The sequence below is a fragment of the Caballeronia glebae genome (assembly GCF_001545035.1).
Classification (GTDB): Bacteria; Pseudomonadota; Gammaproteobacteria; order Burkholderiales; family Burkholderiaceae; genus Caballeronia; species Caballeronia glebae.
The window spans coordinates 1-14,263 of the sequence record NZ_FCOJ02000015.1; the positions used below are offsets into that span (position 1 = coordinate 1).

The 14,263-nt window shown below is 62.5% G+C and carries 16 protein-coding genes; 4 read left to right on the forward strand and 12 right to left on the reverse strand.

Annotated elements, in window-relative coordinates; genetic code table 11:
* Positions 1 to 569, reverse strand: a 569-nt coding sequence (locus AWB82_RS12580) for a LysR family transcriptional regulator (RefSeq protein WP_143756709.1), incomplete at its 3' end; no start/stop codon positions are given.
* A gap of 82 nt (positions 570 to 651) precedes the next feature.
* Here AWB82_RS12580 and AWB82_RS12585 point away from each other — a divergent pair.
* On the forward strand, positions 652 to 1,419 hold the full coding sequence (locus AWB82_RS12585) for a sulfite exporter TauE/SafE family protein (RefSeq protein ID WP_086967472.1): 768 nt from the start codon (positions 652 to 654) through the stop codon (positions 1,417 to 1,419).
* A gap of 228 nt (positions 1,420 to 1,647) precedes the next feature.
* Here AWB82_RS12585 and AWB82_RS12590 read toward each other — a convergent pair whose 3' ends face one another.
* Complete coding sequence (locus tag AWB82_RS12590; RefSeq protein ID WP_235023269.1) at positions 1,648 to 1,998, reverse strand: hypothetical protein; 351 nt, start codon at positions 1,996 to 1,998, stop codon at positions 1,648 to 1,650.
* 365 nt (positions 1,999 to 2,363) lie between these two features.
* Positions 2,364 to 2,567: a cold-shock protein gene (locus AWB82_RS12595; RefSeq protein ID WP_008347993.1), complete on the reverse strand. Its 204-nt coding sequence runs from the start codon at positions 2,565 to 2,567 to the stop codon at positions 2,364 to 2,366.
* Positions 2,568 to 2,812: 245 nt separating this feature from the next.
* On the opposite strand from AWB82_RS12595, the gene AWB82_RS12600 reads away from it, so the two are divergent.
* A complete protein-coding gene (locus AWB82_RS12600; RefSeq protein WP_086967473.1) occupies positions 2,813 to 3,601 on the forward strand; it encodes an aldolase in 789 nt (262 codons plus the stop codon).
* Here AWB82_RS12600 and AWB82_RS12605 read toward each other — a convergent pair whose 3' ends face one another.
* The 5 genes from AWB82_RS12605 to AWB82_RS12625 all read right to left on the reverse strand — a co-directional run bounded on the left by AWB82_RS12605 (position 3,602) and on the right by AWB82_RS12625 (position 9,294).
* Positions 3,602 to 4,903, reverse strand: a complete 1,302-nt coding sequence (locus AWB82_RS12605) for an ABC transporter permease (RefSeq protein WP_086967474.1) — start codon at positions 4,901 to 4,903, stop codon at positions 3,602 to 3,604.
* Between the two features lie 23 nt (positions 4,904 to 4,926).
* Positions 4,927 to 6,444, reverse strand: a complete 1,518-nt coding sequence (locus tag AWB82_RS12610; RefSeq protein ID WP_086967475.1) for a sugar ABC transporter ATP-binding protein — start codon at positions 6,442 to 6,444, stop codon at positions 4,927 to 4,929.
* A 3-nt stretch (positions 6,445 to 6,447) separates the two neighbouring features.
* A complete protein-coding gene (locus AWB82_RS12615) occupies positions 6,448 to 7,422 on the reverse strand; it encodes a substrate-binding domain-containing protein (RefSeq protein WP_086967476.1) in 975 nt (324 codons plus the stop codon).
* A gap of 105 nt (positions 7,423 to 7,527) precedes the next feature.
* Positions 7,528 to 8,613, reverse strand: coding sequence for a LacI family DNA-binding transcriptional regulator (locus AWB82_RS12620; RefSeq protein ID WP_086967477.1), 1,086 nt, complete (start codon positions 8,611 to 8,613; stop codon positions 7,528 to 7,530).
* A 96-nt stretch (positions 8,614 to 8,709) separates the two neighbouring features.
* Positions 8,710 to 9,294 (reverse strand): DUF1349 domain-containing protein, encoded by a 585-nt coding sequence (locus AWB82_RS12625; RefSeq protein WP_086967478.1) that lies wholly within the window; start codon positions 9,292 to 9,294, stop codon positions 8,710 to 8,712.
* 170 nt (positions 9,295 to 9,464) lie between these two features.
* On the opposite strand from AWB82_RS12625, the gene AWB82_RS12630 reads away from it, so the two are divergent.
* Positions 9,465 to 10,877: an HdeD family acid-resistance protein gene (locus AWB82_RS12630; protein ID WP_086967479.1), complete on the forward strand. Its 1,413-nt coding sequence runs from the start codon at positions 9,465 to 9,467 to the stop codon at positions 10,875 to 10,877.
* 12 nt (positions 10,878 to 10,889) lie between these two features.
* On the opposite strand, the gene AWB82_RS12635 is transcribed toward AWB82_RS12630, so the two are convergent.
* Genes AWB82_RS12635 through AWB82_RS38965 form a run of 3 tightly spaced genes read right to left on the reverse strand, consistent with a single transcriptional unit; the run spans position 10,890 to position 11,958 of the window.
* The gene (locus tag AWB82_RS12635) at positions 10,890 to 11,147 is read right to left on the reverse strand and encodes a hypothetical protein (RefSeq protein ID WP_086967481.1); all 258 of its coding nucleotides are present in this window, start codon (positions 11,145 to 11,147) and stop codon (positions 10,890 to 10,892) included.
* A gap of 39 nt (positions 11,148 to 11,186) precedes the next feature.
* Positions 11,187 to 11,528, reverse strand: a complete 342-nt coding sequence (locus tag AWB82_RS38960) for a Rossmann-fold NAD(P)-binding domain-containing protein (RefSeq protein WP_327344660.1) — start codon at positions 11,526 to 11,528, stop codon at positions 11,187 to 11,189.
* Positions 11,494 to 11,958, reverse strand: coding sequence for an SDR family oxidoreductase (locus AWB82_RS38965; RefSeq protein WP_327344662.1), 465 nt, complete (start codon positions 11,956 to 11,958; stop codon positions 11,494 to 11,496). The genes AWB82_RS38960 and AWB82_RS38965 overlap by 35 nt, the downstream gene beginning before the upstream one ends.
* A 112-nt stretch (positions 11,959 to 12,070) precedes the next feature.
* Here AWB82_RS38965 and AWB82_RS12645 point away from each other — a divergent pair, with 112 nt between their 5' ends.
* Positions 12,071 to 12,706, forward strand: coding sequence for a TetR family transcriptional regulator (locus AWB82_RS12645; RefSeq protein WP_086967483.1), 636 nt, complete (start codon positions 12,071 to 12,073; stop codon positions 12,704 to 12,706).
* 13 nt (positions 12,707 to 12,719) lie between these two features.
* Here the strand turns inward: AWB82_RS12645 and AWB82_RS12650 are convergent, their stop codons facing one another.
* Entirely contained in the window at positions 12,720 to 13,802 is a 1,083-nt protein-coding gene (locus AWB82_RS12650; protein WP_086967485.1) for a glycosyltransferase family 2 protein, read from the reverse strand.
* Between the last annotated feature and the right edge of the window lie 461 nt (positions 13,803 to 14,263).

Genomic DNA, 14,263 nt, shown 5'->3' on the forward strand with positions numbered 1-14,263 from the left:
CCCACGATCTCCGCGAACGCCACCGCGCTTTCTCCCGCAATTCGATGCGCGCGGTGCGCCACGACCACCAGTTGATCCTGCGCGAGCAGATGCGTCTCCAGCCGTCCAAGGTCGGCCGCGTCCGAAACGACGCCGAGATCCGCGCGGCTTTCCGCGAGCGCCTGCACGATCTCGACGCTCGGGCGTTCGTCGAGATCGATCGAAAGGTCCGGATACGCGGCGAGAAAACGTGAAAGCCTCGGCGGGAGAAAGGCGGCCAGCGCCGCCGTGTTGGACATCATCCGGATGCGGCCTTTCAAGCCGGTTGCGAACGAGCGCAGTTCGCCGCGCATTTGCTCGACCTGGCCGAGAATCGCGCGCGCGTGGCGCACGAAGGCATCGCCCGCGGCGGTCGCCTGCACGCCGCGCCGGTTGCGCTCCAGCAACGGCGCGCCGAGTGCGGCCTCCATTCCCGCGATGCGCTCGCTCGCCGAAGCCAGCGCGAGATGCATCGCCTGCGCGCCCGCCGTGATGCTGCCGCGCTCGGTCACGGTCAGGAAAAGCCGCATGTCGGTCAGATCGAAACGCATCGCGCATCCTTCGGTTTTGCCGAAGCCTCGCATTGGAAATGCCAGATTGTAAGCGGCGTGCGGCGTCGTTAGCATCTGTCGAATGGAACCCTTTATTCTCGTTATCGGCGCCGGTTTTCTTGCGGGCGCGATGAATGCGCTGGCCGGCGGCGGCTCGTTCGTGAGCCTTCCCGCGATGATCGCAGCCGGCTTGCCACCGGTTCAGGCGAACGCTTCGAGCACCGTCGCGCTCTTTCCGGGCGGCGTGGTGAGCGCGTGGGCCTATCGCGACGGGCTGGGTCCGGTCGGCTCGGTGTCGATCCGCAAGATGCTCGTGACGACGCTCATCGGCGGTTTCGTCGGCGCGGCGTTGTTGCTGTCCACTTCGTCCAGAACGTTTTCCTTCGTGCTGCCGTGGCTGCTTTTGTGCGCTAGCTTCACGCTTGCGTTCGGCCGCAAGCTCGGCGAGATGTTGCGGCGGCGCTGGCATATCGGCGTGGCTGCGGTCCTGTCGATCCAGTTCGCGCTCGGCGTGTATGGCGGCTATTTCGGCGGCGCGGTCGGCATCATGATGATGGCCGTCTGGGGATTGCTCGATTCGCGCGACCTGAAAAGCCTGAACGCGCCGCGCACGCTGCTCGTGAGCGCGGCCAACTCGGTCGCGGTGCTGACCTTCGCGGCGGCGCAAGCCGTGCGCTGGCCGGAGACGATTGCGATGCTGCTTGCGGCGATCGCAGGCGGATACGGCGGCGCGCAGATCGGCCGCCGCGCGCCGCCGCAGTGGATTCGCATGGGCACCTTGTTCGTCAGCGCCGGCATCACGATTGCATTCTTCGTGAAGACTTACGGGCCGATGCTCTCGCACCGATGATGGACGTAAGCGCGCCGACCTCCAGGGAGACCATCATGATTCCCGCCTTGCTAGAGACCATTGGCGCGCTTTCGCTGCTCGCGAGTGTCGCGGCGAAGATCGCGTTGCTGTACGCAATGCGCGATGAAGACGTGCCCGGGCCGCCGAAACCCGCATCGATAAAACGCGTCCGAACCGCGTGTTTTCGGTTCAACGGGCGCGGCGAAACACATCGCGCGCGCCTGCCGCTCAGTGCGCGCTGCGTTCGATTGGCGGCAGGCCGAGCGGCTTTCTCGCGGACTCGTAGGCCCGGATGAAGCGCGGATCGTCGTCGAGTTCGCGCGCCATCCACTTCGACAGATCGGCGCCACAGGCGGGATCGGCGATGTCGCGGAAGCACGGCGAATTCGCAGGCATCATGCTCGCGGCCCAGTAAAAGCCGAAGAGCGCCTGCTTTTCCGCTGGCTCCATGACGATGGCCTCTGGGTCGGCGCCCGAAAACCAGCGGTCGAGCCTCGCGGAAAGGGAGGCTTCGGTTTCGCGTCTATCGTAGGAGAAGACATAACCGCCGCCCGCCTGGGCCGTGCGAAAGTCGTTCATCACGATCTCCGCGACAAAACGCGCCGCTTTTTGACTGGCCGCGAACGATTGCGCGTGCGCACCGCAAGTGAGGAACGAGAGGGAGACGAGCAACGATATTGTTTTGCGCCGAACTAAATGGCGGCATTTTTTCCGATTGCTTGCCGAGTTCACATGAATCAGAGGAAAGAATTTCGCGTTGCCGAGAATAAGCACGGCCGTGTAAATGCAGCACGTATTCTACTGATTTATTCGAATATAAAGCGTGCTCGGCCAGTGACGATTGCGCACTGCGTCAATCCGACCATTCGGTAGATGAATTGCCGGAACACCAATGCAAAACGGCCCGTACGGGCCGTTTCGTGCCTGAGGCGATAGCGCAGAACTTACAGCGGCTGGATCGTCGAAGCTTGCTTGCCCTTCGGGCCTTGCTTGACTTCGAAGCTCACCTTTTGATTCTCCTGGAGCGACTTGAAACCCTTGGACTGGATTTCGGAGAAATGCGCAAACAGGTCTTCACCGCCGTCGTCCGGCGTGATGAAACCAAAACCCTTTGCATCGTTGAACCACTTCACGGTACCTGTTGCCATTTTTCCAAACCCTATTCAGACGGATTACGTTAAAGATGCGCTTCGAATGTCGAGCGGCATAGAGTTTTACCATGCCAGAACTCGGAGTTCAAATAAGCGTTTCTGCTAAGAGACACGACATAAACGCGTCATACTTCGCGCCGGAAGCGCCAGTCCCGCTGCATTTCTTTTGTTCGTACATTATTCGTCCAGCCGTTCGATTATCCTCGACTTTCCGGTCGGGCAAACGATAAAGGCACGCTCATATGGCACATACGCTTTCCGGCGGCGCGCAACGCGTCGCGTCCGTTTCAGTCAAGCTCGACGCGCCCGAGATTGCCGAAGCGCGGCGACAGCTTGCCGCCTGTTTTCGGCTCGCGGCGTTGCATGGATTCGAAGAAGGCGTATGCAATCATTTTTCGGCGATCGTTCCGGGGCACGACGATCTGTTCTTCGTGAATCCGTATGGCTATGCGTTCAGCGAGATCACGGCGTCGCGTCTGTTGATCTGCGATTTCAACGGCAACGTGATCGGCGGCGAAGGCGCGCCCGAAGCGACCGCGTTCTACATCCACGCGCGCGTGCACAAACTGATGCCGCGCGTGAAGGCGGCCTTCCATACGCATATGCCGAACGCGACCGCGTTATGCCTGCTCGATGGGCCGCCGCTCTTGTGGCTCGGACAAATGTCGCTTAAGTTCTATGGCCGCACGGCGGTCGACGAGCACTACAACGGCCTGGCACTCGACGATACCGAAGGCGATCGCATCGCTCGCACGATGGGCGATGCCGATATCCTGTTCCTCAAGAATCACGGCGTGATGGTTGCAGGCGCAACTATCGCCGAGGCATGGGACGATCTCTACTATCTGGAGCGCGCGGCCGAAGTGCAATTGCGCGCGATGAGCGCGAACCGGCCGCTCAAGCCGGTGCCGCACGAGATTGCGCAGCGCACGTATGAGCAGATGCGCGCGGGCGACGCCGAGAGCGCACGGGCGCATCTCGCGAGCGGCATGCGGCAGTTGCGCGCGCGCGGTATCGATTTGGAAACTTGATTACTTCTTCGCGCCGAAGCGCCTGAACCATCCGTGCTTGCCCACGTCGGTCTGTTGCAGGAACACGGCGATCACGATAATCAAGCCCTTCAACACGAGTTGCGTATTGCTGTCGATATCGTTGAGCAACAGGATGTTGCTCAGAAAGCCGAAGATCAGCACACCGGCGACCGTGCCCGACACACGTCCGACGCCACCCGAAAGGCTCGTGCCGCCGATCACCACGGCGGCGATCGCGTCGAGTTCCCAGCCCATGCCGGCATCCGCCTTGCCTTGCCGGTACTGCGCCGCGTAAAGCACGCCGACGAGCGCCGACAGCAGCCCCGAAATCGCATAAGCGGCCATCTTGTGACGCGCGACATCGAGTCCCGACACGACCGCGCATTTCTCGTTGCCGCCTATTGCGTACAGATACTTGCCGAACACGGTACGGTTCATCACGAAGCCGACGATCACGGCGATCACGAGAAAGAAGAGCGCGGGCACCGGCACGACGCTGAAGAGCAGCGCGCGCAATGCTTCGATATCGGTCGTCGCGTTGGTGCCGCTATAGATCGAGTAGACCGCCGTGTCCTGGCCCGCGATCAGGCGTGCCGCGCCGAGCACGCCGACCATCGCGGCGAGCGTCACGATGAAGGGCTGCATGCGTCCGCGCGTGATGATCCAGCCGTTCAATGCGCCGAGCGTGAAGCCCGCGAGCGGCACGATCCACATCACGGCGAGCAAGGGCATGCGATGCCCGCCGTGCAGCGCGATATACGCGCACGCCAGCGCCGCGACGATCGCCGCGATGAACACTTGCATGCCGACGGGTGCACGGTCCGCGACGCGCACGGTCTGCGTAGACTGCGTAGTCTGCGTAGTGTGCGTATTGCGGGCGCGCATGATGCCGCGCGCGACGCCGAGCGCGGCGAACACGATCGCGAATACGGCGAGCGCATCCAGCACGAGCGATGCATATGTCGCGCGATTCCAGCCATCTGTCGTGAGCAGCATCGCGGTGAGCACGCTGCCGAGGCCCATGATCGCGCCGACCGACAGATCGATGCCCGCCGTGATGATGACGAGCGTCATGCCGATGGAAATCACGCCGACGTTCGCGACCTGGCGAAACACGTCGGAGATATTCACGCTCGACAGAAAGATGTTCGCGCCATCGGCCGAATGCGGCGACGTGAGCGCGCCCACCACGAGCAGCACGATGAGCCCCAGGTAATACTTCAGATACGTGAGGAACGTGCTCAGGTGTCGCTGGCGGGCATTGGCTCCGTGCTCGGCGAGTTGGTCCTGCGCTTGAAGCATGATGCGAGTCTCCGGTTCTTGCTTCAGGGCGACGCCATCTTGATGAGCACATCACCCGAAAATTGCCCGCGCGTCAGCACGCCGCGCGCGCGTCCTTCGCACATCACGAGAATGCGGTCGGACAACAGCATCAGCTCGTCGATCTCCGAACTCGCCACGATCACCGTCACGCCATCGCGCGCGGCCGCGAGTATTTGCCGATAGATCTCGGCCTTCGCAGCGACATCGACGCCGCGCGTGGGTTCGTCGAGAAGCAGAATGCGCGGCTTCGTCATCAGCCATTTGCCGATGATGAGCTTCTGCTGATTGCCGCCCGACAACGTGCTCGCGTCCGGCGCGAGGTTGCGATGCTTCACGTTCGATGCGCGCGCCTGAGCGCTCGCCCACGCATGCATGCGTGCGCGCCGATAGAACGGAAACCCCGGCGCGCGGGATAGCGACGGCAAGACCAGATTCGCTTCGAGCGATTGATCGAGCACGAGCCCGTCCTTCTTGCGATCCTCGGTCACGAATGCGAGTCCGGCGGCGGCAGCGCGATCGGGCGAATCGATGGTGCGCGCATGGCCCGCCACGCGTATTTCGCCATCGCGCCGATACCGCGACACACCGAAGATCGCCTCCAGTATTTCCGTCTTGCCCGCGCCGAGCAGTCCCGAGATGCCGAACACTTCGCCTTGCTGCACCGCGAACGACACATCGGATACGAGCGCGCGCGCCGCTCCGGACAACGTGAGGCCGCGCACGTCCACCGCGAGCGGGCGCTCTTGCGGCGCTTCGGCCTCGGTGCGCTCGGGCGGCGCGAAGTCCTTTCCGATCATCATCGAAACGAGCGCTTGCGACGATTCCACTTGCCGCATCTGCAAGGTCGCGATGCGTCTTCCATCGCGCAATACAGTCACGCGATCGGCGACCGCGAACACTTCGCCCAGACGATGACTGATGAGCACGATGCCGATGCCGCGCGCGCGCAAGTCCTTCGTGAGCGCGAGCAGGGCATGCGTTTCGGTATCGGACAGCGCGGACGTCGGCTCGTCCATGATGAGCACGCGCGCATCCGCGAGCAACGCCTTCGCGATCTCGACGAGCTGCTTCTCGCCGACACGCAGCGTGCCGACGAGCGTCTCCGGCGGCAAGCGAAAGCCCAGTTGCGCGAGCACGCTGGCGGCCGCGGCACGCATCGCGCGACGGTCGGGAAAGCCCATGCGCGTGCGTATTTCCTTGCCGAGAAAGATGTTGTCGACGGCGGACAGCGTATCGACGAGATTCAGTTCCTGATGAATGATCGCGACGCCCGCGCGCGTCGCGTCGTTCACGCTCGTCATGCGGATCGGCTCGCCGCGCACGCGAATGCTGCCCGCGTCGGGCGAATAGAGGCCGCCCAGAATCTTCATCAGGCTCGACTTGCCCGCGCCGTTCTCGCCGACGAGCGCGTGCACCTCGCCCGCGGCGACATCGAAATCGACGGCCGATAGCGCGGCGCTGCCGTTGAACGAGATCGACAGGCCCGCGGCTTCGATGAGCGGCGCGGTCGCGGATGCCATCGTTCAGTGGCTCGCGATGTATTGCTTCGCGTTGTCCACGAAGATGCCTTGCGTCGGCAGCGTGACCTTCTTCGGCACCTTGTCGCCGTGAAGCACCTTAAGCGACTGGCGAATGCCTTCCGCGCCCGGCGTCGGATACATGAACGTGCCCGCGAGCAGGCCCTGCTCGACCCACGTCGCGCCTTCCTGCGGCAGACCGTCAATGCCCACGAACTTGATGCTCTTCTCGCGGCCCGCGTCCTTCGCGGCGAGATACGCGCCATAGGCCATCGGATCGTTGTGCGCGTAGACCACGTCGATCTTGGGCTGCACGCGCAGCACGGTCTTCATGTAGTCGTAGGCCTTGTCCTGCTTCCAGTCGCAATCGACGCGCTCGCCCACGCGCTTGATGCCCTTTTCCTTGCCGATGGCCTTGTCCGCGCCGTCGTGCCGGTCGTGCGCGGGCTGCGCGCCGAAGCCGCCCCAGATCTCGACGAGATTGCCTTGCGCCTTGCCCGGTCCGCCCGTCAGCTTGACGATGAAGTTGCCCGCTTCCTGTCCGATCTGCACATTGTCCCCGCCGATGAACTGCGTGAACTGATCGCCGTTCACTTCACGATCGAGCACGAACACGGGAATGCCTGCTTTAAAGGCCTTTTCGACGACGCCAGTGAGTCCCGCCGACTCCTTGGGCGAGATGAAGATTGCGTCCATCTTCTGCGCGATGAAGTTCTCCATGTCGGCGTTCTGCTTGTCGGTGCGATCGCCTGCATCGGCAATGATCAGCTCGACCTCGGTATGCTTCGCGGCCTCGGCCTTCATGTCCTTGTTGAACTGCACGCGCCACGGCTCGACGGTCGTGACCTGCGAGAACCCGAAGCGGTATTTCTTCTGCTGCGCGAACGCCGGTTGTGCGATGAGCGCCGATAACGTGCCGAGCGCGCCGGCCAGCGGTGCGGCGATGAGACTCGCGGTGATGATGCGTCGTTTGCTGTCCATTGTCGTCTCTCCTGTTTTGGTTGCCAGCTTCGGGTCTGGTTTTGAGCGGTGCCGTTGCTCTTGCTGGTTCTCACCTTCGAAAAAATAAAACGTTATAGCGCGCCCTCAGCGATCCGCGAGAGCGGCCCGCTTGCGCGTGCGTCCGGCGTTTTGCTGCGCCGCGCCCGTCGCCTTGTGCGGCGGCGCGGTGCTTTCGCGCACGCGCAAATCCGCTTTCATGCGCAGATGCACCGGCTCCGACGATTCGCCTTGCAACTGTTTATGCAGCAGTTGCCAGATCGCGCGTCCCACGGCTTCCACCGGCTGATGAATCGAGCTGATGCGCGGATGCAGCACCGACATCCACGGTGCGCCGTCGAAAGAAAGCAGGGAAACGTCATCGGGCAGGCGCAATTCGGCGTCGCGTATCGCGCGCAGCGCGCCGAGCGTCGCGACGTTCGCGCCCGTGAAAAGCGCGGTAGGGCGCTCGCGTTCCGACAACAGCCCGAGCGTGGCCGCGTGGCTCTCCGTATCCGTCATGCCGCACACCACGACGCGCGCATGACGCGCGAGACCCGCGCGCTTCATCGCGTCGAGATAGCCGTCCGCGCGTTCGCGACTGTTCACGAGATCGAGCGCGTTGACGATGAACGTAATGCGCTCGTGGCCGAGCGCGATCAGATGATCGGTGCCGTCGCTCGCGGCGCGTCGGCTATCGGTGGTGACGGTGTTGGCGGGAAAGCTGTTGTCGACGCGATCGGCCATGACGAGCGGAACATCGCATTCGCGCAATTCTTCTATCGCGTGATCGTAGCCGTGGCAGGGAATGATGATCATGCCCGCCACTTGCCGCGAGAGCACGAAGCGGATGCGTTCGGCCTCGCGCTCGGGATCTTCCTGCGCGTGCGCGAGCAGCAGCCGATAACCGCTCGCGAGCGCTTGATCCTCGACCACGCACAGCAACTCGATGAAGAACGAGTTGGTCAGATCGGGCACGACGAAACCGATGGATGTGGAGCGGCTGCTGCGCAACTCCGCCGCGAGGCTGTTGCGCCGATAGCCGAGCTGGCGCGCCGCGTCCCACACCTGCTGACGCCGCGCGGGGCTCACGCCTTGCGCGCCCGCCATGACCTTCGACGCGGTGCCGAGCGAGACGCCCGCCGCGTTGGCAACGTCCTTCAACGTGCTGGCCGGTTTTTTTCTTGAGTCCAAGGCGCGATGTCGTCGATATTCTGAAACGTTTCAAAATATTAGGAAGCGCGGCCGATGGGAGCAAATGAGTGTTTTTACCGAGTCCGGTACGCGGAGCTACATCGAGATGTCGTGCAGGTCCTTGACGATGGGCGGTCCGATCCTGAAGTCCGAGAAAGAGACCGTAAGACCGCCGCGCTCGGGCGTGCAGCACATCGGGCCGACGAGCCATCGCGCGTTCGCATCGCTCGACGGAAAAGGCGCGAGACGCATGAGGGTCCAGCTGCGTTCATCGGCGCTGCATTGCACTTTCAGGACGCCTTGCGCAATCGTCATGCGAAGCCGGAAGCGGTTGGTGCTGGCACGCGAGCCTGGCGACCAGTCGGAGAGCTCGTTCGTGAGTACGGTGCTGAACGTGAGCGCGCCGTCGTTGTATTCGGCGCCGGCCTTGATCCAGCGTTGCGCGCTTTCGCGCACCATCAGGCCCGCCTGATCGTACAGCGCGGAGAAATCTCCATCGACCGCGACTTCCGCGGTGAAATCGCCATTCACGCTCGCCGCGAAAACGTGGCCGTTGTCGCGCACGAAGCCGTAGTGTGTCTTGCGCCAGAAATCGGTGTTCGTGTCGGTGGTGACGATGAGCGTGTCGTTTTCGACGCGCCATTGCGCGGGCTCGTTGATCCATCGGCATTGCTCGAACATGGCGCTCTCCGTGGCGTGGGATGGCAGCGGCAAGTATGTCACGGCGCGCTCGTCGTTACGCTGGCGTGCGTGATGGGGCGTTACGCGTCGAACGGTCGTGCGAAACGGTTTTCTGCGTCAACTGCACTAACATACGAGCACTTACCGTCACGTATCGAAACGAGAGAACGATGGTCAAGCTCATGATGATCCTGCTGGGCGTGGACTATTTGCGCAATCGCTGGCGCAGCCTGACGGTGACGGGCTGGTTGCTGCTCATCGTAGGCACCGGCGTGTTCATCGACGCGCTCGACGGCGCGCTAGGCTTTCCGATCGCGTTCGTCGGCTGGCTGCTGCTGATCGAGGGCGCGCTCACGCTGTCGGTTGCGTGGGCGGGTGTCGGCGGGCAGCGCCGACTGCGCTATGCGAAGGGCATCGCGTTCGTTCTAACGGCCGCGTTGATCTTCGAAGGCAATCATCATGGCCACTTCGTTCTATCGATACTGATCGGTCTCGCGTTTTTGTTCGACGGCCTGTTGCAGGCGACGTCGGCACTCGTCGTGCGTTACCGGCGTTATCGTGTCGCGCTCGGCTTCGCACTCTTCGAGATCGCGCTCGGCATCTTCATGATTCAGCCGTATCCGACGCACTACAAAGGCACGGTGCCGTATTGCATCGGCGCCTTCTTCATGTTCGCCGGATGGAACCTGATCATGATCGGAACCCGCGTGCGCAAGCTGACCAGCAACCCGGCCGTATGGGGCGATGCAAGCGCGGAAGCGGCGAGCGTTGCGGGCAATGAACACGATAACGCACGGACGGCATCGCAAGTCAGCGAATGGGACGGCCCGCCCGCCGACGACGAACCGGCGCTTACCGTGCACGTGTGGACGCCGGTGGGCTCGTCGAAGACCGAGACGCAATGGCATCCGATCGTCGATCGGTATATCGCCGCGGTGGATCGCAACGGCGTGATCTCGACGGGCCACGCGGCGCTCGAATCGCCGGAAGGCATCTATGTGAGTCTCTATCCCGCAGCGGAGATCGACCGTTCGCCCGACGACTTCGCGCGCCTTTTGCGCGCCACGCGAGAGAACGATGTGCCGGGCGTGTTCCAACCGAGTTATGCGATCGAATCGAAGGCATGGTGTCCGTCGACGGTGCGTGTGCGCATCCGCAATTACGATCCGGCGCGCCTCGATAGTTTCTGGTGCAACTATCGCGAGGATACGACGTATAACCTCACGCATCGCAACTGTTCGAGCAGCGTATCGCGCGCGCTCGACGCGGCGCTCGAAGGCGCGGCGGGGCGCTTATACGGTTCGCGCGCAGGTTGGGGCGCGCTTTGCAGGATGATCGTGACGCCGGAGTTATGGGTCGCGGCGCAGGTGCGCAAGCGCGCGGTGACGATGGCCTGGACGCCCGGCCTCACGCTCGACTATGCACGCGCGCTCAGCATGGTTGCCGATCCGCGTCCTTATGGCTGGCTCAAGGTCGCGCGCATGGCGCTTACGAAGATGCGCGAATCGCGGCGCGCATGGCGCGAGCAAGGCTCGCTTGCGCAAGACGGCGGATCGAATGTCGATCCGCCCGCGCGCGTTTGATGCGCCGTTTTGCTATAGATCGAGGTCTTCGGCTTCCTTGCGTGCGCGGCGCTCTTCGTTCGCACGCCGTGCGCGCAAGCGTTGACGCGATAACTGCGCGATAACTTCTCCGGTCGACGCGCCCGGCGGAATTTCGTTGCGAATGATCTTCGGCACCATCGGCAATCCCATGCGCTGTCTGCGCAGCGCGCGGGAGATCGCGGTGCGGCATTCTTGTCCGTGACAGTCCCATTCGTCACGGATTCGCTCACAGTAGGGACATTTTTCCATGCCTCAAGTCTACCGCGAAATAATGACGGCTTTCGTGCGTCATATATCCCATGCGCCGCTCGCCGCGGCTTGCATTGCATAGTCTTCGAAGGAACGGGCTTCGCGATGCAAGGCGGCGGACACCCCATCGGCGGGCTTTTCATTACGGCCATCGAGCACGGTCGTGAAGAGATAGAGGATCAAGTCGATCTCAGGCTTCGACACGCCCGCTTCGAGCAGGCCAGCGCGAAATACATCGGGCGACACGGGCGCGAGGCGCACTTCACGTCCCGACGCCTTCGCGATGCTTTCGAGCGCTTCGGCAAAAGTTATCGCGCGAGCGCCGGTGAGCTCGTAGAGCCGGTTTTCATGTCCGGGCTGCGTGAGCGCCGCGACGGCCATCGCGGATCGAATCCAGCAAAAAGCTCTCGCTGAAGTTCTGCATGAACCAGCTGCAACGCAGGATGGTCCAGCGCGCGCCCGAGCGTTGAAGCGCCGCTTCCGCAGCTTGCGCTTCCTCCTCGCCACGTCCCGATAGCAATACGATACGTTCGACGCCGCTTGTCAGCGCCGTGTCGAAGAATGCGTTGACGGTATCTAGCGCGCCGGGCATCGCGAGGTCCGGCTGATACGTGACGTAGGCGCGCTTTACGCCTTCGAGCGCCGCGCTCCATGTCATGCGATCGTTCCAGTCGAAACGAGGCTGCGTGGAACGCGCACACGCCCGAACGTCGAGTCCTTGCTTGCGCAGCCGATCCGCCACGCGTCGTCCCGTCTTGCCGTTAGCGCCCAGAACGAGAATGGGCGCCGCGTCGAAGTGCGAATGAGCCATGACGGCCTCCTGAGTTTAAACGTGAGAGTTGCTCACGTTTAAAACATGATAGATACTCACATTCGACTGTCAAGAATTTTCAAGCACGCAATCACGCGGCAAAGGAAACACCATGCAGGAAAAACCGTCGCGGACCAAAGTGAACGAAAGCGTCGCGCGTCGACAGCCTGCGCAGCAGCGCAGTCGCGAGCGCCTCGATCGCATTCTAAAAGTCGCACAGCGATCGATCGCGGAGAAGGGCAGCGAGCACGTGAAGATGAGCGAAATCGCCGAACTGGCGGAGATATCGATCGGCTCGCTGTATCAGTACTTTCCCGGCAAGCGCGCAATCGTGCGCACGCTTGCCGAAGGCTATGCCGCCGAGAGCCGCCGATGCGTGCGCGAAGCGTTCGAGGCCGTGCAAACCCGCGCGCAATTGCTGAGCGCGTTCGCCTCGCTCGTCGATCAGTATTATCAAATGGTGCTGGAAAAGCCCGTGATGCGCGACATTTCGTCGGCGCTGCGATCGGACAAGGAATTGATGAGCATCGAGATTGCGGAGAGCCGCGCGTGCGGCGCATTGCTCGCGGCGGCGATCCGGCGCGTGATGCCGCGCGCGGACCGCAAGCGCGTCAACGCGCTCGCGTTTCTGATCTGGCAGCTAGGCGAAGAAACCATGCGCCTCGCCGTCGCGCATAAGCGGGGCGAGGGCGCATTGCTCGTCGATGCCTATAAGCGAATGAGCTTGCGAGCCATCGAAGAGGCGTGAAAGATAGGCGTCGTTATCCGCTCAACTGATTCGACGTGCTCGGCCGCCGCTCTCGCTGATGATGATCGAGACTGCGACGCAAGACCTTTTTAACTAGCCCTTTGAGGAAATGGATCGAGCGATCCGCGCGCACGTTCAGATCGAAAGGCGCCAGTTCGACGACCTCGCGCCCGCTGCGCTCCGTGAGCTTTTCGCGCATCTTCCGATGATCGACGGCCATGGCAGTGAGCGTCTCGGAGGCCTGCTTGAACGAGGCGCGATCGACGCGCGCGCAAACATGACAGGCGCGGTGAAAGAGCTTGTCGAAGACGGCGAGCCAGAAATCGTCCATCTCGCCGCCGTCGCAACGCGCGAGCGCTTCTTGCCCCGTGACGCGCAGATTCTGCATGTCACGCAGCTTGGCCGTTTGCGTGATGCTGCCAAAGCGCCGGCGATAACCGATCAGCGGCGTGGGGATTCGATAGATGCTGCTCGCGCGAAGATAGGTGGAAGGCACGAGCGCCATGTCTTCGTAGTTTCGTCCTACCGGAAACGGCGCTGCGTCGAAAAGATCGGTGCGATACACACGCGCCCACGCGAAGGTGTGGAACGTGTCGGCGAAATGCTGCAGGGCCGCGCGATCCATGGGATGACCGCCACTCGTCGCATTGTTGACGAGTTCGATTTCATCGAGCTCACGCCCGTCGTCATCGATGATCTTGACGTTGTACTCCACGACATCCCACTTGCGCTCGGCGAGCACGGGAATCATCGCTTCGGTAAAGCCCTTCAGATAGATATCGTCGCCGTCCAGGAAACCGACGTAAGGCGTGCGCACCGCCGCGAGGCCGGTATTGCGCGCGGCGCTCAGGCCGCCATTTTCCTGGTGCAGCAATTCGATGTGCACGCCGCGATCGCGCTCGACGATCGTGCGTGCCGCCGCATAGGTCTCGTCGCGAGAACCGTCATCGACCACGATGATCTTCATCGCATCGATATGAGGTTGGGACAGCAGGGATTCGAGCGCTTCCTCGATGTATCCCTCGATGTTATAAGCCGCCACGACGATGCTGAGCAGCGGACTGGTGTCTCGCAAGGAGTCACTCTCAAACGGCATGGATGACGCTCTCCGTCGATTGATTGGGCTCTGTCTCTCCGCACGCATGATGCGAAGAGCCGTAGTCGATGTCCCGCTGTGCCGCCGCGCGCAATGGCGCAGATCCGCTGAACGGTCGCGGCACGACAGGACATGCAGTTGGTCTGATGGATGCGGCTGCCCCGATCACCGTACGAGACGGGAAAGAACCGTTCGGAATGCCGGCGCGACGCAAGCGTTCAGAGGCGGCCGCTTCGGGCTACGCACGTGAAAGCGCTGTCGACGCATTATTGTTGGAGCATGTCACGTCATATGGCGGGCCCCGGACGTCCCGGCCTGATGTGCATGTCGATAGAACAATCGTTAGTAGATCGGTTTCCGCTGGGCGGGTTCCCCAAGTGTTTGCATGCTAGTCCGTCAAAGCAACGAAGGGATGACACTCACCTCCTCGTAGCAGGCAGGCAAATGAAGTTCTCCGGGAC